Origin of the sequence: Streptomyces sp. NBC_01244, assembly GCF_035987325.1 — a bacterium.
Lineage (GTDB): Bacteria > Actinomycetota > Actinomycetes > Streptomycetales > Streptomycetaceae > Streptomyces.
In genome coordinates this window covers 3,530,552-3,549,436 of sequence record NZ_CP108488.1, presented here as the reverse complement: position 1 = coordinate 3,549,436, position 18,885 = coordinate 3,530,552, and the positions used below count along the sequence as shown (strand labels likewise).

13 protein-coding genes and 1 pseudogene are annotated in these 18,885 nt (G+C 72.6%); 13 read left to right on the top strand and 1 reads right to left on the bottom strand.

Going from position 1 to position 18,885, the window contains the following annotated elements:
- The first annotated feature begins 194 nt into the window (after positions 1–194).
- From OG247_RS15730 to OG247_RS15675, 12 genes and pseudogenes are all read left to right on the top strand, one after another.
- Positions 195–779, top strand: a complete 585-nt coding sequence (locus OG247_RS15730) for a cysteine hydrolase family protein (RefSeq protein WP_327252842.1) — start codon at positions 195–197, stop codon at positions 777–779.
- A 58-nt stretch (positions 780–837) separates the two neighbouring features.
- Complete coding sequence (hypE, locus tag OG247_RS15725; protein ID WP_327252841.1) at positions 838–1,863, top strand: hydrogenase expression/formation protein HypE; 1,026 nt, start codon at positions 838–840, stop codon at positions 1,861–1,863.
- A 23-nt stretch (positions 1,864–1,886) separates the two neighbouring features.
- On the top strand, positions 1,887–4,361 hold the full coding sequence (gene hypF / locus OG247_RS15720; protein ID WP_327252840.1) for a carbamoyltransferase HypF: 2,475 nt from the start codon (positions 1,887–1,889) through the stop codon (positions 4,359–4,361).
- Positions 4,358–5,692 (top strand): diaminobutyrate--2-oxoglutarate transaminase family protein, encoded by a 1,335-nt coding sequence (locus tag OG247_RS15715; RefSeq protein ID WP_327252839.1) that lies wholly within the window; start codon positions 4,358–4,360, stop codon positions 5,690–5,692. The genes hypF and OG247_RS15715 overlap by 4 nt, the downstream gene beginning before the upstream one ends.
- Before the next feature lie 59 nt (positions 5,693–5,751).
- Positions 5,752–6,474 carry a hypothetical protein gene (locus OG247_RS15710; RefSeq protein ID WP_327252838.1) on the top strand — a complete coding sequence of 241 codons (723 nt, stop codon included), beginning with the start codon at positions 5,752–5,754 and terminating at the stop codon, positions 6,472–6,474.
- Positions 6,475–6,528: 54 nt separating this feature from the next.
- Positions 6,529–7,245: pseudogene (locus tag OG247_RS15705) on the top strand (hypothetical protein); the annotation flags it as partial.
- Positions 7,246–7,255: 10 nt separating this feature from the next.
- Positions 7,256–8,560, top strand: coding sequence for an amidohydrolase (locus OG247_RS15700; RefSeq protein ID WP_327252837.1), 1,305 nt, complete (start codon positions 7,256–7,258; stop codon positions 8,558–8,560).
- Complete coding sequence (locus tag OG247_RS15695; protein ID WP_327252836.1) at positions 8,557–9,825, top strand: ATP-grasp domain-containing protein; 1,269 nt, start codon at positions 8,557–8,559, stop codon at positions 9,823–9,825. The genes OG247_RS15700 and OG247_RS15695 overlap by 4 nt, the downstream gene beginning before the upstream one ends.
- Positions 9,826–9,959: 134 nt before the next feature.
- Positions 9,960–12,581, top strand: a complete 2,622-nt coding sequence (locus tag OG247_RS15690; RefSeq protein WP_327252835.1) for an ATP-grasp domain-containing protein — start codon at positions 9,960–9,962, stop codon at positions 12,579–12,581.
- Positions 12,578–13,918 carry an MFS transporter gene (locus OG247_RS15685; RefSeq protein ID WP_327252834.1) on the top strand — a complete coding sequence of 447 codons (1,341 nt, stop codon included), beginning with the start codon at positions 12,578–12,580 and terminating at the stop codon, positions 13,916–13,918. The genes OG247_RS15690 and OG247_RS15685 overlap by 4 nt, the downstream gene beginning before the upstream one ends.
- Positions 13,915–15,222, top strand: a complete 1,308-nt coding sequence (locus OG247_RS15680; RefSeq protein ID WP_327252833.1) for an aminotransferase-like domain-containing protein — start codon at positions 13,915–13,917, stop codon at positions 15,220–15,222. Before OG247_RS15685 ends, OG247_RS15680 begins: the two co-directional genes overlap by 4 nt.
- Positions 15,219–15,593 (top strand): nuclear transport factor 2 family protein, encoded by a 375-nt coding sequence (locus OG247_RS15675; protein WP_266908675.1) that lies wholly within the window; start codon positions 15,219–15,221, stop codon positions 15,591–15,593. Before OG247_RS15680 ends, OG247_RS15675 begins: the two co-directional genes overlap by 4 nt.
- Positions 15,594–15,679: 86 nt before the next feature.
- On the opposite strand, the gene OG247_RS15670 is transcribed toward OG247_RS15675, so the two are convergent.
- Positions 15,680–16,276: a DUF937 domain-containing protein gene (locus OG247_RS15670; RefSeq protein WP_327252832.1), complete on the bottom strand. Its 597-nt coding sequence runs from the start codon at positions 16,274–16,276 to the stop codon at positions 15,680–15,682.
- A gap of 299 nt (positions 16,277–16,575) precedes the next feature.
- Here OG247_RS15670 and recD2 point away from each other — a divergent pair, with 299 nt between their 5' ends.
- Positions 16,576–18,822, top strand: a complete 2,247-nt coding sequence (gene recD2 / locus OG247_RS15665; RefSeq protein ID WP_327252831.1) for an SF1B family DNA helicase RecD2 — start codon at positions 16,576–16,578, stop codon at positions 18,820–18,822.
- Positions 18,823–18,885: the final 63 nt, after the last annotated feature.

Below are 18,885 nucleotides of genomic sequence, written 5' to 3'. Positions count from 1 at the left end.
GCGGGCCCCGTACCGAGCACGCGGTACCGAGCACGCCCCACATCGCCCCGGGCCGATCCGCCCGTGCGCCACGGCCCTTCGCGGTCGACCGGCCGGTGCGCGCTCCTCCCGCCTCACCCACCGCCCGCCGGGGCGCACGTCGACGTGCGCCGGCCGGGCTCCGGGACCACACCACTCCACCGAAGGGCACAGCCATGTCCAAGATCGCCGTCCTGACCAACGACCTCCAGTACGAGCTGGTCGAGAAGAACCCGGAGCGCGTCGCCGCCGTCGAGGCCGCCACCCCCCACTTCACGGGCTTCCTCGACGAGATGCGCAGCCGCGGCCACCACATCTTCCACCTCCAGCTCGTCAACGACCCGGACGACCCGAACGCCGAGCGCTACGACGGTCACCTCCCGGTCCAGCGCGGCACCCACGGCGCCGACATCATCGAGGCCTTCCTGGCCCCCGAGGACGTCGTCATGGAGAAGAGCAAGGACTCCGGCTTCTACGAGACCGACCTGCACGACCGCCTCCAGGCCCTCGGCGTGGACACCGTGCTGATCACCGGCATGCAGACGCAGATCTGCGTCCAGACCACCGCCGCCGACGCCTTCTTCCGCGGCTACAACATCTGGGTCCCCTCCGACTGCGTCGTCTCGGCCCGCCTGGACGACAAGCAGCGCGCCCTGGACTGGCTGGAGGGCTACTGCGCCACGGTGACCGACTCCACCGAGGTCATCCGGGTCCTCGACGCCGAGGGCGGGCTGCCCCGCAAGAACATCAAGACCCCGTGACCACGCCCCTGCCCGCAACTCCCCGTTCCGGCCCCACTCCCGAAAGGAACGAACCGGCATGACCACCAGCGTGGATCCCACCGAATTCATCGTCCTCGACCACGGCACCGGCGCGAAGCTGAGCCAGGACCTGGTCCAGCTGATCGCGGCGACCCTCGGCGACGTGTACGTCGGCATCATGGAGGACAGTGCGGTCCTCAAGATCGAGGGCGACCGCATCGCGATGACCACCGACTCCTTCGTGATCGACCCGCCGTTCTTCGGCAACGGGGACATCGGGAAGATCGCGGTCTGCGGCACCGTCAACGACCTGGCCGTGGCCGGCGCCCGGCCCAAGTACCTCACCCTCGGGATGATCCTGGAGACCGGGCTCCCCGTCCCCAAGCTGGTCCGGGTCCTGGAGTCGATCCGCGACACCGCCCGCGAGGCCGGCGTACAGATCGTCGGCGGGGACACCAAGGTGGTCCGCAAGGGCGAGGCCGACCAGATCTACCTGAACACCGCGGGCGTCGGGGTCTTCGAGCGCGAGCCGCTCACCATGACCGACGTGCGCCCCGGCGACAAGGTGATCCTCAGCGGCCCCATCGGCAACCACACGGTGCACCTGCTCTCCATCCGCGAGGGCCTCGGCTTCGAGCAGCGCGTGGACAGCGACTGCGCGCCACTGAACGGCCTCGTCGACACGGTCCTGTCCACCGTGGAGGCCGGCGCGGTCCGCTCCATGCGCGACGTCACCCGCGGCGGACTGACCGCCGTGCTCCACGAGTACGCCCACAAGCTCGGCCGCACCATCCGCGTCGACCAGGACGACCTGCCCATCCAGCACGAGACCGCGATGGCCGCCGACATGCTCGGCATCAACCCGCTGCACTGCGCCAACGAAGGCTGCCTCGCGGTCTTCGTGGCCCCGGAGGCGGAGGCCGACGTACTGGCCGCCCTGCGCTCGCTGCCCTACGGCCAGCACGCGGTCACCATCGGCGAGATCTCCGAGGACACCGAGGCCCTGGTGCTGCTGCGCGACAAGGACGGCCGCGAGACCCAGCTGGAGGAACTCCTCGGCGCCGAACTCCCCCGGCTCTGCTGAGACAAGGGACCGAGGAATCCGCCATGAGCACCGAGCAGACCGTCACGGAGCGGCCCTACGGGGCCGACACGGCCCACGGGACCGACAGGACCGACAGGACCGACAGGACCGACAGGACCGACAGGACCGGCAGCGCCTCGGGCGCCGTCGAGGAATGGCGCATCCGCGTCACCGGTGTGGTCCAGGGCGTCGGCTACCGGCCGTTCGTCTACAAGCTGGCCCGTGAACTCGGCCTCTCCGGCTGGGTTCGCAACGACCCCGAGGGCGTGCTGGTGGAGGCGTCCGGGCCGGTCGCCGCCCTGGAGGAGTTCGCGGCGGGCCTCAGCGGCCGCGCCCCCGAGCTCGCCCGGGTGGACGAGGTCCGGACGACGCGGGGGCCGGAGCGCGGCACCGTGCCCACGGGCCCGTTCACCATCGTGCACAGCGAGCACACCGGAGCCCGGTCCGCGCTGCTCCCGGCGGACACCCACGTCTGTGGCGACTGCCAGGCGGAACTTCGCGACCCGAAGGACCGCCGGCACCGCTACCCCTTCATCAACTGCACCAACTGCGGGCCCCGGTACTCGATCATCCGGGACCTGCCGTACGACCGCCCGATGACCACCATGGCCACCTTCACCATGTGCGCGGTCTGCAAGGCCGAGTACGAGGACCCGATGGACCGGCGCTACCACGCGCAGCCCAACGCGTGCCCGGACTGCGGCCCCCGGCTGCTGCTCCGGGACCGCGAGGGGAACACGGCAGAAGGGGACGAGGCGCTCCTGCACACCGCCCGGGTGCTCGCGGACGGCGGGATCGCGGCCATGAAGAGCGTCGGCGGCTTCCACCTCGTGGTGGACGCGACCAACGCGGAAGCCGTGGCGCTGCTGCGTCGCCGCAAGCGACGCGACTCCAAGCCGTTCGCGGTGATGGTCCGCGATCTCACCACGGCGCAGGGCCTGGTGGACCTCTCCGAGGCGGAGATCGCCGTCCTGCGCTCGCCGGCCCGCCCCATCCTGCTGGCCCGCAAGCGCGCGGGCTCCCTCCCGGAGTCCGTGGCCCCGCGCAACCCCAACCTGGGGATCATGCTGCCCTCGGCACCCCACCACCACCTGCTGCTGGACGCGCCCGGCCTCGAAGCGCTCGTCGCCACGAGCGGCAACATCTCCGGCTACCCCATCGCCTACCGCAACGAAGAGGCCCTGGAGCAGCTCTTCGAGATCGCGGACGTGATCCTCTACCACGACCGCGACATCGAGATCCGGGTCGACGACTCGGTGGTCCGCCTCTCCGACCACCCCGAACTGGACCAGCCGCTGCTCCAGTTCATCCGCCGGGCCCGGGGCTACGCCCCCTACCCGGTGGACGTCGGCCGCGAGGTGGTCCCCGTGGTCGCCCTCGGCGCCGAGCTGAAGACGACCGTGGCCCTCACCAACGGCTCCCAGGTCTTCCTCAGCCAGCACATCGGCGACCTCAAGAACGACGAGACCTTCGCCGCGCACCACCGCACCGCCCGGCACCTGGCGCAGCTCTACGCGCTCAAGCCGGAGGTCACGGCGCACGACATGCACCCGCAGTTCCGCTCCACCCGCGCCGCCCTGGACGACGACGGCGCGGGCCCGGCGCTCCCCACCGTGGAAGTCCAGCACCACCACGCCCACATGGCCTCCTGCATGGCGGAGAACCACGTGAGCGGCACCACCCTCGGCGTGATCTTCGACGGCTTCGGCTACGGGGAGGACGGCACGGTCTGGGGCGGGGAGTTCCTCCTCGGGGACTTCGCCGCCTACCGCCGGGTCGGCCGGATGCGCGGCCTGCCGCTGATCGGCGGGGACCAAGCCGTACGTGAACCCATCCGCACGGGGTACGCACTCGCCCTGGACGCCTTCGACGGGGACGCGGACCGGGCCCTGGCGGGCTTCCCGGCCCTCGCCGCGCTCGACGAGCAGCGCCGGCAGGTCTTCGCCGCGATGGCCGCCCGCGGGATCAACTCGCCGCCCACCTCCAGCATGGGCCGGCTCTTCGACGGGGCCGCCGCCCTCGCCGGGGTCTGCGCCAGGGCCGAGTACGAGGCCCAGGGCCCGATCGAGCTGGAGGGGCTGCTCGACCGCGACGCCGCCCCGGAACCGCAGGCCTCGTACCGCTTCGGGGCCTACGAGGCCGACGGACTGACCGAGGTGGACCCGCGGCCCGTGATCCGGGCCATGGCGGCCGACATCGCCGGCGGACTGCCCGTGGACCGGATCAGCCGCCGGTTCCACACGGCCGTCGTCGCGATGGTGCGCGAGCGCTGCAAGGCCCTGCGGGAGGAGACCGGGGTCAACCAGGTCGCCCTCTCCGGAGGCGTGTTCCTCAACGAGTTCCTGTTGCTCAACTGCCTGACCGGGCTGATCGCCGACGGTTTCGACACCCATGTCCACCGGCTCGTCCCGACCAATGACGGAGGGATCGCCCTCGGCCAGGTCATGGTCGCGGACGCCCGCTCACGCCTGAGGAATCGAAGTGGAGTGACGACGTGACCACCCTCACGCCGAACGAGATGTACACCTTCGTCGAGGCGCGCGAATCGGGCGCCCGGACCTACGCCAACGCCTTCGGCAAGCTCCTCACCGAAGGCCGCGGCGCGCGGATCCGCGACGGGCACGGCCGCGAGTACCTGGACTGCCTCGCCGCGGCGGGCACCCTCGCCCTGGGGCACAACCACCCCGGCGTACTGGCCGCGGTGGGGGAGTACCTCACCTCCGGGCAGGTCCAGCAGGCACTGGACCTGACCACCCCGGCCAAGTACGAGTACCTGCGGGCGCTGTACGCACGGCTGCCCGGCACCATGGCGGACACCTTCAAGACGCAGTTCTGCGGACCGGCCGGCGCGGACGCCACCGAAGCCGCCATCAAGCTGTTCAAGATCGCCACCGGCCGCCGGACGGTGATCTCCTTCCACGGGGCCTACCACGGCATGACGGCGGGCGCCCTCGCCCTCACCGGCAACCTGGGCGCCAAGGAGCCCGTGCCCTCCCTGATGCCGGACGTCCACCACCTGCCCTTTCCCTACGACTACCGCTGCCCCTTCGGAATCGGCGGCGAGGCGGGCATCCAGGCCGGCCTGACCTACATCGAGCGGCTGCTCACCGACCCGGAGAGCGGCATCACCACACCGGCCGCGATCTTCGTCGAAGCGGTCCAGGGCGAGGGCGGGGTGATCCCGGCACCGGCCTCCTGGCTGCGCGGCCTGCGGGAGATCACCGCCCGGCTGGACATCCCGCTGGTCCTGGACGAGATCCAGGCCGGCTTCGGACGCACCGGCACCATGTGGGCCTTCGAGGAGTCCGGGATCGAACCGGACGCCGTGCTCGTGTCCAAGGCGGCCGGCGGCGGCTTTCCGCTGTCGCTGCTGCTCTACCACGGCAAGTACGACGCCTGGACGCCCGGAGCCCACGCGGGCACCTTCCGCGGCAACCAGATCGCCCTGGTCGCGGGGCTCGCCGCCATGCGGGTCACGGAGTCCGAGGGACTGATCGAAAAGGCCGCCGCCAAGGGCCAGTCGATCGCCACCCTCCTCGGGCGGCTGGCCGCCGGCCACCCGGAGATCGGCCAGATCCGCGGCCGGGGCCTGATGTGGGGAATCGAGATCGTCGATCCCGCGGGCCCGGCCGACCGGCTCGGTGCGCTGCCCGCCGACGGGGCCCGGGCCAAGCGCATCAAGCGCGCCTGCCTGGACCACGGGCTACTGCTGGAGAGCGGCGGCCGGCACGGCGCCGTGCTCCGGCTGCTCCCGCCACTGGTGATCACCGACGAGGAGATCCACGAGATGGCGGCGGCGCTGGAGAAAGCTCTGATCGACTGCGCCTGAGCCGGAGAAGCCGGTTCGGCACGGCAGAGCACGGATCCACGGAGAGAAGGACATCGAACATGGCCATGGCCACGGGAACGAACAACAGCGGTGAGCGGCGGGTCGACTTCGACGCGGAGATCGTCTTCAGCAACGGAGGCGCCCTGCAGATGCAGGGGTTCCGCCTGGACATCCCCGGCGACGACATCACCGACGGGGAACTGGGCGAACTGATCGTCCGCCACCTCGGACTGCTGATGGTCGGCAGCGTGAAGATCACCCGCCGGGAGCTGCTCCGGGAGCCCCACAAGGGCTCCCGGAACACCGGCCCGACCGGTTCGGGCCGCACCACGACGGACCTGACCGGCCCCGCCACCCGGGCCGCCTGGCCGACGGGCCCGGGCGGCGCCGCACCGGGCCTGGCCGGCCTGGTGGACCTTCCCGTGGTCCTGGTCCGCCTCCTCGGAGCCGGAGCGCCGGTCGCCGACCGGCTCGCGCTGGCGCCCTTCGACCTCGCGGGGCACGCCGTCGTCGTGCAGACCGGCCGCGCGGCCGGTCCGTACCTCACCGAGGACGCCGTGGCACTGCTCGCCGCGCAGGGCGCGCTCCTCGTGGCCACGGACAGCCGCGAGGGCAACGGTCCGGCGTCGGCGGCGCTCGCCGCCGCCGGCCTGCCCGCCCTCACGGGCCTGACCGGCCTGGAAGCCCTCCCGGCGACCGGGGTCCGGCTGCACGCCGTGCCCTTCCCCGGCCGGGACACCGCATTGATCAGGGTCTACGGAGTAACGGATGACCACCACTGAGACCGGCCGTCACGTGCGGGGCGGCCTCCCGGCGGCCGGCGCCCTGGCCCGCCCGCTGGGCAGCGTGCTCATCGGCCGGCTCACCGACACCCGCGGCCGGCGCTACGGACTGACCCTCACCGTCGGCCTGATCGCCGCCGGCGGGCCCATCTCGGGCGCCTCGCCCTGGTGTTCGCCCTCACCTCGGGGGCCACCACCGCCTTCTGCTTCGTCACCGTCGACTTCCCCTCGTACGCCGAGAGCGCCGGGGCCGCCGGCAAGGAGGAGACCTCCGCCGCACTGCTCCTCGGCATGGCGGCGCTCCTCGCGGCCATGCTCGGCGGTGGCAAGGCCGCCGACCGGTTCGGCGCCCTGCCCGTACTGCGCCTGGGCTTCGCCGGGCTCGCCGTGGGCACGGTGCCGCTGCTGGCGGCCATGACCTGCGGACGGGTCCCCGTCCACCTGGTCACCGTGGTCCTGCTCTTCCTGCTGGGCCTCCCGCTCGCGGTGAGCAACGTCTTCGCGGGGCAGCTGTTCCCGCCCGCGGTGCGCGCCGTCGCCGTCGGCCTGCCCACCGCGGCCGCGATCAGCCTCTTCGGCGGCACGTTCCCGGTGCTCGCGGAGCTCCTGAGGTCGGCGGGCCACAACTCCTGGCTGCCGTGGTGGCCCGCACTGACCGCCGCGGCGGCGCCGGCCGCCTCGTGGGGTGTGCGCGAACACCCCGGTCGCGAACACTCCGGTCGCGAACACCCCGGTCGCGAACACCCCGTGCCCGTAACCCCTCATGCCTGAGAAGGACGTCATGACTGCACTGCTCGACGGTCTCGACTCGCTGATGCCGGCCCTCGAAGCCGACTACCGCGCACTGCACACCCACCCCGAACTCGCCTTCCAGGAGAAGCGGACGGCGGCCCTCGTCGCCGAGCGGCTGGCCGCCCAGGGCGGCTGGGAGATCACCACCGGCGTCGGCCGCACCGGCGTGGTCGCGGTTCTGGGCAACGGCGACGGACCGGTGGTCATGCTGCGCGCCGACATGGACGCGCTGCCCGTCAAGGAGGCCACCGGGCTGCCCTACGCGAGCACCGAGACCGCCACCGACGAAGCGGGCACCGAGGTCCCGGTGATGCACGCCTGCGGCCACGACCTGCACGTGGCCGCGCTGATCGGGTCCTGCGCCCTGTTCGCCCGCAACCGCGGGGCCTGGAGCGGCACCGTCGTCGCCGTCTTCCAGCCGGGGGAGGAGAGCGGCTACGGAGCCCGCGAGATGGTCGAGGACGGCCTCTTCGAGCGCTTCCCGCGCCCCGACGTGATCCTCGGCTCGCACGTGGGACCCGGTCCCGTCGGCCTCATCGCGACCCTGCCGGGCACCGTCATGGGCGCCACCGACTCCCTCACCGTCAAGCTCTTCGGGCGCGGCGGCCACGGCTCCAAGCCCGAGGCGGCCGTCGACCCCGTGGTGATGGCGGCCTCGCTCGTGCTACGGCTCCAGACCGTGGTCTCCCGCGAGATCGCCGCCCAGGAGCCGGTGGTGGTCACCGTCGGAAAGCTGCACGCCGGCACCACCGCCGCGGTCATACCCGACACGGCCGAGCTCGGCATCAACGTGCGCACCAGCTCCGCGCCGGTCCGCGAGAAGGTCCTCGCGGCCATCGAGCGCCTCGCACGCGCCGAATCGGCCGCCGCGGGCGCGACCGCCGACCCGGAGATCACCTCCGTCTACCACCTGCCGATGACCGTCAACGACACCGCGAGCGCCGAGCGGGTGGCCGACGCCCACCGCGAGCACTTCGGGGCCGGCGCCGTCATGACGATGGGCCCGACCACCGCCAGCGAGGACTTCGGGCTCCTCGCCACCGCCGCCCAAGTCCCCTCGGTGTACTGGTTCTACGGCGGCCTCGACCCGCAGGCCTTCGGCGAGGCCTTCGCCGCCGGCAGGCTGGACGAGCTTCCGCAGAACCACTCCTCCACCTTCGCGCCCGTCGCCGGACCCGCGCTGTCGGTCGGCGTCCGGACGATGGCCGCGGCCGCCCTGCCCTGGCTCGCCGCGACCCCCGCACCCGCCGTCGCGGTCGCCACCGACGCGGGTGAGGGGGGCGAGGCGGCATGAGCGCCGACCGGCCGCACATCATCGTCCTGCACCGCTGGCGGGACACCCACGCGCACTACGCCGACTACCTCGACCACACCACCGCCCACGTCACCTACGTGAGCACCGAGCTCGGCCGCGCCTCGTTACCGGGGAGCGCCGCCGCGGTCACCACCGTCGCCCTGACCGACGACCTGCCCGCCGTCCGCGCCGCCGTCACCGGGCTCGTCGCCCGCTTCGGCGCCCCGGCGCGGCTGATCGCCCTCAACGAGGGGGACCTGGACACGGCCGCGCTGATCCGCGAGGAGTTCGCGATCCCCGGCCAGCACACCGCCGAACTGGCCGTGTTCCGCGACAAGCTGACCATGTGCCGCGCCGCCGAGGCCGCCGGCCTGCCGGTGCCCGCCTTCGCCCCCGCTCCCGATCCGGCCGCCGTGCTCGCCTTCGGCGAGACCCACGGCTGGCCGCTGGTCGTCAAACCGCACCGCGGCACCGCCAGCCGGGGCGTGGTCCGGATCGACTCCGCCGCCGAACTGGACGCGCTGACCGGGCAGGCCGCGGCGCTCGCCGCCGAACCACACCTGGTCCAGAGCTACGTGGACGGGCCGATCCTGCACATCGACGGTCTGTGGGAAGGCGATTCCCTCGGCAGCTGGACCGTCTCGCGCTACGTGGGCGGCACCTGCGCCGACTTCACCCAGGGCACCTGGCTCGGCTCCGTAGAGGAGGACGACCCCGCGCTGCTGGAGGCCGTCGAGGCCTTCGCCGCCGCGGTCGGCCCCGCCCTCGGCGGCACCCAGCCCTGGGTCTTCCACCTGGAGGCCTTCGTCACCCCGGACCCCCACGGCGGGCCCGCGCTGGTCTTCCTGGAGTGCGGGGCCCGGGTGGGCGGCGGGGAGATCCCCTTCACCTGGCGCGACGTCCACGGCATCGACCTGATGGCGGCCGCCGTGGACATCCAGCTCGGCCTGACCCCGGTCCTGCCGCCGCTCAAGACCGGCGGGGTCGGCGGCTACCTGCTGCTCCCGCTCCCGGTGCCCGCCCCCTGCCGGGTCGAAGCGGCCGGCTGGGTACGGGAACCGGCGCCCGGCCGGCTCCCGTACGCCGTCAAGCACACCCCGGTCGGCTCCACGGCCCCGGCGATCAGCGGCTACGAGCACGTCGGCACCCGCTTCCGCTTCCGCGGCGCCTCCACCCGGGAGGTCGAGGCCGCCATCACCGAGTCCGCCGACTCCTTCCGTCTGACCTGCGTACCCGTCGGCGCCCTGCCCGCCGACGGGGGCTGACCTGCCCGTCGACGGCGGCTGACCCGCCCGCCGACTCGGGCTGACCCGCCCCACCACACCTCTCGCACCACCTCTCGCACCCCCGCTCTCCGGGGCGAACACGCTCCACGCCCCGTACCGGAAAGGACTCCACCGTGGTCTTCACGACCTCCGAACGCCAGCGCGTCATCCTCGTAGGCAGCCGCATACAGCAGTACCGGGAGTACGCCCTGGCCTCCCTCGCCCGGCACTACGAGGTGACGCTCGTCGCGCCGGAGGCGCCGACCTGGCAGGCCCGCTACGCGGACACCCACCGGATCGCCGACACCACGGACGCCGCCAAGCTGTACGCCCCGGTCGCCGACCTGCGCGGGGAGGTCGCCGACGCGGCGATCGTCACCTGGGACGAGTGGTCGCTGGTCGCCGTGTCCTCGGTCGCCGCCAAGCTCGGCATGCGGGCCATGGACCCGGCGGCCGCCAGGATCTGCCGCGACAAGTACGCCACCCGGCAGGCCCTGGAAGCGGCCGGCATGGCCGCCGTCCGCTACGTCCCGGCCACCACCGAGGACGAGGCCGTCGCCGCGGCCGAGTCCATCGGCTTCCCCGTCGTCGTCAAGCCGCGCACCCTCGGCGGCAGCTTCGGCGTGATGATGGCCCGCGACGTCGACGGCCTGCGCCGGGCCTTCCGGCTCGCCTCCACCAGCCGGCTGCGCGGCGCCGGCACCACCGCGTCCGTCCTGATCGAGGAGTTCGTCGAAGGCCCCGAACTGAGCGTGGACAGCGTCGTCGTGGACGGCGTCGCCACCCCGGTGTGCGTGGCCCGCAAGCGCCTCGGCGCCCACCCGTACTTCGAAGAGGTCGGCCATCTCGTCACCGACTGGCGCCACGAGCCCTGGGCGCAGGCCGTCACCCAGCTGGTCCAGGACTCCCACCGCGCGGCCGGAGTCGACTACGGCGTCACCCACACCGAACTGCGCGTCGCCGCCGACGGCCCCCGCCTGATCGAGCTCAACGGCCGCCTCGGCGGCGACCTCATCCCGCACCTGAACAAGCTCGCCACCGGCGTGGACCTGCCGCTGGCCGCCGCCAGGATCGCCTTCGAAGAGACCCCCGACATCACCCCCACCCGCGCCCTCAGCGCCGAGGTCCGCTTCCTCTACCCGGCCTACGACGGCGCCGTCGAGCGCGTCGTCCTGCCCGGCCCCGAGGACGTCGAGGACCTCGCCGAGGCCGTCGCCCTGGTCGAGCCCGGCGACGAGCTGCTGCTCCCGCCCCGCGGGCTGACCCCCCGCTCCGCCGCGCTCGTCGCCGTCAGCGCGACCCCGGCCGGCACCCGCCGCGCCCTGGACCGCGCCGAGGCCCTCTCCCGTACGGAGGTCTCCGGAGTCGCCGCGCACCGGCTCGGCGCCCGCGTCGAGAACGCCGTGACCCGCCGCTTCTTCGACCACGAGCGCACCGCGCGCCGCCAGACCGTCTCCGGAGTCCGCGGCGTGGAGTGGTTCCGCTACGGAGCCGGCGGCGGCGAGGGGCTCAATCGCCCCGTCTTCCTCAGCGAGGCCGACGTGGCGGGCCTGGAGAACGACCTGAACGGCCTCTTCGACCTGCTCAAGGCCGTGCCCGCCCGGCTCTTCGGCGGCGACCTGCGCGCCTTCGCCACCGCCGTCGGCATGTCCCCCACGCAGGCCGACCTGGTCCTGCGCGGCTCCGTCGACGAGCTCGCCCCGCTCTCCCGCGCCGACCTGTACCGCGAGACCGGAGGCTTCCGCGTCATGGAGCTCAACACCGGCTCCTCGCTGGGCGGCTGGCAGATGGGCGAGTTCGCCCGCGCCCTGATCCAGGACGCCGAGTTCGCCGAGTTCGCGGCCACCGAGAGCCTGGTCCACCCCGACCCGCTCGCCCGCATCACCGAGGTGCTGCGCCGCCAGGCGCCCTCCCTCGAAGGCATCGAGCGGCCGCTGCTGGCGATCACCGACTGGCCCGAAGGCTTCGAGAAGTCCAAGTGCTGGATGGAGTTCGTCGTACCGGCCTTCGAGCGGCTCGGCTTCGAGACCGTCGTCTGCCACCTGGGCGACTTCGCCTACGAGAACGGCAACGTCCTCCACGAGGGCCGCAAGGTCGACGTGGTCTACCGGATGTTCCTGCCCGGTGAAATGCCCGACGAGCCCCGCACCTACGACCTCGTCAACCCGCTGCTCGACGCCGTCGAGGCCGGCACGGTCGAGCTGTTCGCCCCGCTCGACTGCGAGCTGTACGGCAACAAGGGCAGCCTCGCGATGCTCAGCGACGAGCGCAACCGCGCCGTCTTCACCGAGGCCGAGCACGAGCTGATCGACCGGATCCTGCCCTGGACCCGCTTCGTCCGCGACGAGAAGGTCAGCTTCGGCGGCGAGAAGATCGACCTGCTGCCCTACGCCATCGCGAACAAGGACCACCTGGTCCTCAAGCCCACCCTGCTCTACGGCGGCGTCGGCGTCACCCCCGGTTGGACCACCGACCAGAAGGAGTGGGTGGCCAAGCTCCGCCGGGCCGTCGACGGTCCGTACGTCCTCCAGCACCGCCTGCTGCCCACCACCGAGCGGTTCCTCTCCGAGGACGGCGAGACCTGCGAGGACATGGCCGTCGCCTACGGGACGCTGATGGTCGACGGACGCTACGCCGGCACCCTGGCCCGCGGAGTCACCGACCCGGCCGTGGGCATCGTGAGCATGCTGCGCGGCGCCCAGATCGGCTGCGCGTTCCACGTGGACCCGGCCGCCGAGGGAGTGGAAGCAAAGTGACCGACATCGGGAACGGGGCCGCCGAGCCGGTGGAGGCGACGGCGGCCGCAGCGCCGGCCGCCGCCGCACCCGCCACGCTCTGGCGGGACCCGGAGTTCCTCAAGTTCTGGTCCGGGGAGGCGATCTCGCAGGTCGGGGCCCAGGTCACGACCCTGGCGCTGCCGCTCACCGCGGTGCTGACGCTCGACGCCAGCTCCTCCCAGGTGGGCTTCGTCAACGCGGCCTCCTACGCCCCGTTCCTGATGGTCACCCTCCTGGTCGGCGTCTGGGTCGACCGGGTGCGGCGCAGGCCCCTGATGATCATGGCCAACGTGGGGCGGGCGCTGCTGGTCAGCGCGGTGCCGCTGCTGGCCGTGCTCGACCTGCTCCGCATCGAGTACGTGTACGTCGCCGCGCTGCTCGTGGGCACCCTCACGGTGGTCTTCGACGTCTCCTACCAGTCCTACCTGCCGACCCTGGTCGGCAAGGAGCACCTGGTGGAGGGCAACAGCAAGCTCCAGGGCACCAGTTCGCTGGCCCAGATCGGCGGGCCCGGACTGGCCGGTCTGCTCATCGGCTGGGTCACCGCCCCCTACGCGCTGCTGATCAACGGGATCTCGTACCTCGTCTCCGTGCTGACGCTGCTCGCCGTACGGCGCGTGGAGCCGGCGCCGGTGCCCCAGCAGGAGCGGACCGGGATCCGGACCAGCATCGCCGAGGGCATCCGGATCATCCGGGACAGCGCCCACCTGCGGGCCTGCGCCCTCCAGTCCGGCCTGTACAACCTGTGCTGGATGTCCCTCCAGACGGTCTTCGTGCTCTACGCGGCCCGCACGCTCGGCATCTCACCCGGCGGCATCGGCCTGCTGCTGGGCACCGGGGCGGTGGGCTCGCTGGCCGGCTCGATGGCCGCCCAGTGGCTCAAGCGCAGGACCGGACTGGGCCCGGCCATCCTGACGGCCCTGCTGCTGTGCTGCCTGGCACCGGTGGCCATCCCGGCCGCACCGGCGAACGGCGGGGCGCTCTCGCTGGTCCTGTTCGTCGCCGCGTTCGCCCTGATCGGCGCGGGCGGCACCATCGCCAACATCCACATCATCAGCCTGCGCCAGTCCATGACCCCGGACCACCTCCTGGGCCGGATGAACGCCGGGTACCGCTTCGTTTCCTGGGGCACGCTGCCGCTCGGCGCCCTGCTCGGCGGCTGGCTCGGCGACCTCATCGGGCTGCGCGAAACGCTCTTCGTCACGGCCGGGCTCTTCCTGACCGCGGTCCTGGTCGTCCTGAAATCGCCGGTGTGGCGGCTGAAGGACTTCCCGCCCCAGATCGTCGCCGAGCCGCGGAAGGCGGACGCAAGATGAGCGCAGCGCAGCAACCCGCCGCCCCCCGCGGCATCGAGGCCCCCCGCGACATCGAAGCCCCCAGCATCGAAAAGCTGCTCGCCCGCCGGACCGGCTGGGGCCGCTCCGACGCCGTGAGCCGGATCCTGGCGGCCGCCTCCGCCCCCGGGGTCCTCTCGATGGCCGGCGGGATCCCGGCCCCCGACAGCTTCCCCGTGACCCGGCTCGCCGAGGCAACCGACCGGCTGTTCGCCGGGCCGGGCGGGCAGGCCGTACGGGCGCTCCAGTACGCCCCCACGGACGGCATCGGCCCGATGCGCGAGGTGATCGCCGCCCGGGCGAGCGCGACCGGCGCCCCCGTCGGGCCCGACCGGGTGATGGTCACCGCGGGCAGCCAGCAGGGCCTGGACCTCGTCGCCCGGGCCATCGTCGACGAGGGCGACGAGGTGGCCCTGGACGACCCGAGCTACCTGGGCGCCGTACAGGTCTTCCGGCGGGCCGGCGCCCGGCTGCTGCCGGTGCCCGGCGACGCGGAGGGCATGCGCACCGACGTACTGGAGGAGCGCCTCCTGGCCGGGGCACGGCCCAAACTGGTCTACGTCGTACCGCACTTCCACAACCCCACCGGAGCCGTGCTCTCCGAGGAACGCCGCCGCCACCTGGCCGCGCTGGCCGAACGGTTCGGTTTCCTCGTCGTGGAGGACGACCCGTACGGGGACCTGGCCTACGAGGGGAGCCGGCTGCCGTCCACCGACGTCCACAGCGGGCGGGTGGTCCGGCTCATGAGCCTCTCCAAGACGGTCTGCCCGGGACTGAGGGTGGCAGGTCTGGTCGCCCCGGCCGGGCTGATCGGGGAACTGGTCGCCGCCAAGCAGTGCGGGGACCTCCAGACCAACACCTTCGGCCAGTACCTCCTCGCCGATCTGCTGGGGGACCCGGAGTTCCTGCCGGCCCATCTGGCGGGCCTGCGCACGCTGTACGGCGGCCGGGCCCGCGCCATGGAGACGCTGCTGCGCGAGCGGCTGCCCTGGCTGGACTTCGAGCGGCCGCGCGGCGGGCTCTTCTTCTGGTGCCGGCTGACCGACCCCCGGGTCGGCTCGGACGCGCTGTACGGGCACGCGCTGGCGCAGGGAGTGGCCATCGTGCCCGGCACGCCCTTCTGCATCGAGGAGGACGGCTCGCGGGTCCTGAGGCTGTCCTTCGCCTCCCTGGACGGCGCGCAGCGCCGCGAAGGGGTATCGCGGCTGGCCGCGGCCTGGGGAAAGGCCCTCGCCGACGGACCGTCTTCCGTCTTTCGTCCACACCCTCAAGGAGCAAGGCCGTGACAACGACGTCGCCCGCACCGGTGACCGCCGAATCCCTGGTGGCCCGGTTGTTCCAGGTGATCGACAGCCGCTCGTGGGACCGGCTCGGCGAGGTCTTCGCACCGGACGCCGTGTACGAACGGCCGGGCTACCCGGCGCTGGAGGGTCTCGACCGGATCCGCCGGTTCTACGAGCACGAACGGATCATCACCTCGGGAGCCCACGAGGTGAGCCAGGTGACCGGGGGACTGGCCGCGGCCGCCTGCTGGGGGCGCTTCCAGGGCGCGGACAAGGACGGCAAGACCCTGGACGAGGCCTTCGCCGACACCTATCTCGTGCGCGACGGCAGGATCGAGCGGCGCAAGACCTTCTTCTACCGCCCGGCGATCTGACCCTTCTACCGCCCGGCCGGGGTCCGGACCGCCGGGGGCGGCCCGGACCCGGCCCGGGGCTGATTCGTCCGAACGGGTGAGGCGTGCTACTTCTTGCCGCCACCGAGGATCTGGCCGAGCAGGTCGCCCAGGCTGCCGCCGGCCGCCGGAGCCGCGCCGGCCGGACCCGCGGGGGCGGCGCCGGCCGTACCCGGGACCGCTCCCGGCGAAGGGATCGGGGACTCGCCGCCGGCCGCCGCCGGGGCTCCGCCGCCGGCCTTCCCGGAGGCCGCGCGCTTGGCGAAGACCGCCAGCAGGACCGGGATCAGCAGCTCGATGACCCGGGCGACGGTGGGCGCGGGGATGCCGGTCTTCTTCGAGACGGCATTGGCCACGGGCTTGCTCACCTTGGCGAGCACCCCGGCCATCATCCCGCCGCTGAGCATGCCGCCCAGGCCGCCGCCGAGGGTGGCCACGCCCTCCAGCGGGGCCTGGGTGACCTCGGCGAAGGCCTGGCGGACCTCGTTGCCGTCGTCGTCATCGGCGTCGGCCTTCTGCTGGAGGTCGCCGGTCATCGCCCCGACCGTCGTCGCGACGGTGTCACGGGCGCCGTTGGTGTCGGTGCCGAGGAGGCCGGCGATCTCGGTCAGCCGGTCGTCGCCGAGTTCGGTCAGCACGTCGTCCTGGAAGGAAGGTTCGCTCATGCCTGAAACGCTACTTCTGTGGCGATTCGGCGGCACCTCGGATGGCATCCGGAACCCCCCTGGGTAATGGAAAGGTAAAGTTCCGAATTCGCGTGCAACCACCGGCAGGGGTCGCGGGTCGTATGGTGCGTCGGGACTTCCGGGGGGGATCCGGGGGGATCGGGAAGTCCGACGAGGGAGGGGTAACCGTGAGGGGGTCCGGCCGAAAGGCGGGACCCCCTTCTGGTTGTCCGCTCCCGGTCGGCCGCTTTTTCCACAGGCCCGGCGGGCCTGTCGCACCCGGGCTGTAGTTTCGGGCCATGACGACGAACGCGGCCGTGGCGCCGGCGGTGGTCGAGGGGGTGCTGGAGCGCATCACCTACGCCAACGAGGAGAGCGGATACACGATCGCCCGGGTGGACACCGGCCGTGGCGCCGGGGACCTGCTCACGGTCGTCGGCTCCCTCCTGGGGGCCCAGCCGGGTGAGTCGCTGCGCATGGAGGGCCGTTGGGGCTCGCACCCCCAGTACGGCCGGCAGTTCACCGTGGAGAACTACACGACCCTGCTGCCCGCGACCATCCAGGGCATCCGGCGCTATCTCGGCTCCGGCCTGATCAAGGGCATCGGCCCGAAGATCGCCGACCGGATCGTGGAGCACTTCGGCCTCGACACCCTCGACGTCATCGAGGAGCAGCCGAAGCGGCTGATCGAAGTGCCCGGCCTCGGCCCCAAGCGGACCAAGCTGATCGGCGCGGCCTGGGAGGAGCAGAAGGCCATCAAGGAGGTCATGGTCTTCCTCCAGGGAGTCGGCGTCTCCACCTCCATCGCGGTGCGCATCTACAAGAAGTACGCCGACGCCTCCATCTCCGTGGTCCGCAACCAGCCGTACCGGCTCGCCGCCGACGTCTGGGGCATCGGCTTCCTGACCGCCGACCGCATCGCGCAGGCCGTCGGGATCCCGCACGACAGCCCGGAGCGGGTCAAGGCCGGGCTCCAGTACGCCCTGTCCCAGTCCGCCGACCAGGGGCACTGCTTCCTGCCCGAGGACCGGCTCATCGCCGACGGGGTCAAGCTGCTCCAGGTGGACACCGGGCTGGTCATCGACTGCCTGGCCGAGCTCGCCGCCGATCCGGAAGGGGTCGTACGGGAATCCGTGCCGGACCCGCAGGGCGGCCCGGACCCCCTCACCGCCGTGTACCTGGTGCCGTTCCACCGCGCCGAGCTGTCCCTGGCCGGTCAGGTCCGCCGCCTCCTGAACGCGGACGAGGACCGGCTGCCCGCCTTCCGGGACGTGGACTGGGACAAGGCCCTGGGCTGGCTCGCCGGCCGGACCGGAGCCACGCTGGCCCCCGCGCAGCGGGACGCGGTCCGGCTCGCCCTCACCCGCCGGGTCGCGGTCCTCACCGGCGGCCCGGGCTGCGGGAAGTCCTTCACCGTCCGCTCGATCGTGGAGCTGGCCCGGGCCAAGAAGGCCAAGGTCGTCCTCGCCGCCCCCACCGGCCGGGCGGCGAAGCGGCTGGCCGAGCTCACCGGGGCCGAGGCCTCCACCGTGCACCGGCTCCTGGAGCTCAAGCCGGGCGGGGACGCGGCGTACGACCGGGAGCGGCCGCTCGACGCGGACCTGGTCGTCGTGGACGAGGCCTCGATGCTCGACCTGCTGCTGGCGAACAAGCTGGTCAAGGCGGTGGCACCGGGTGCCCACCTGCTGCTGGTCGGGGACGTGGACCAGTTGCCCTCGGTCGGGGCGGGCGAGGTGCTGCGCGATCTGCTCGCCGAGGGCGGGCCGGTCCCGGCCGTCCGGCTGACCACCATTTTCCGGCAGGCCCAGCAGTCCGGGGTGGTCACCAACGCCCACCGGATCAACACCGGCCTGCCGCCGATCACGGACGGGTTGCCCGACTTCTTCCTCTTCCCCGAGGAGGACACCGAGGAGGCCGGAAAGCTCGCCGTCGACGTCGCCGCCCGTCGTATTCCAGCCAGATTCGGCCTCGACCCGAGGCGGGACATCCAGGTCCTCGCCCCCATGCACCGCGGCCCGGCCGGCGCCGGAAACCTCAACGCGCTGCTCCAGCAGGCCATCACCCCGGCCCGGCCGGGCCTGCCCGAGAAGCGGTTCGGCGGCCGCGTCTTCAGGGTCGGCGACAAGGTCACCCAGGTCCGGAACAACTACGACAAGGGCGCCAACGGGGTCTTCAACGGCACGGTCGGCGTGGTCACCGGGCTTGACCTGGAGGAACAGCGGCTGACGGTGCGCACGGACGAAGACGAGGAAGTGGCCTACGAGTTCGCGGAGCTCGACGAGCTGGCCCACGCGTACGCCGTCACCATCCACCGCTCCCAGGGGAGTGAATATCCGGCCGTCGTGATCCCGGTCACGACCGGCGCTTGGATGATGCTCCAGCGGAACCTGCTCTACACGGCGGTCACCCGGGCGAAGAAACTGGTCGTCCTGGTCGGGTCCCGCAAAGCCCTGGGTCAGGCGGTGCGTACCGTTTCCGCTGGCAGGAGGTACACGGCCGTCGCACCCCGGCTGTCCGGCCGCATACCGGTGGGAAACATCACCTAGATGATCGATCATTTGGGGTTCCTACAACGGTTGCCGAGGGGGCAGGATGTGCTCCTTGGCGGC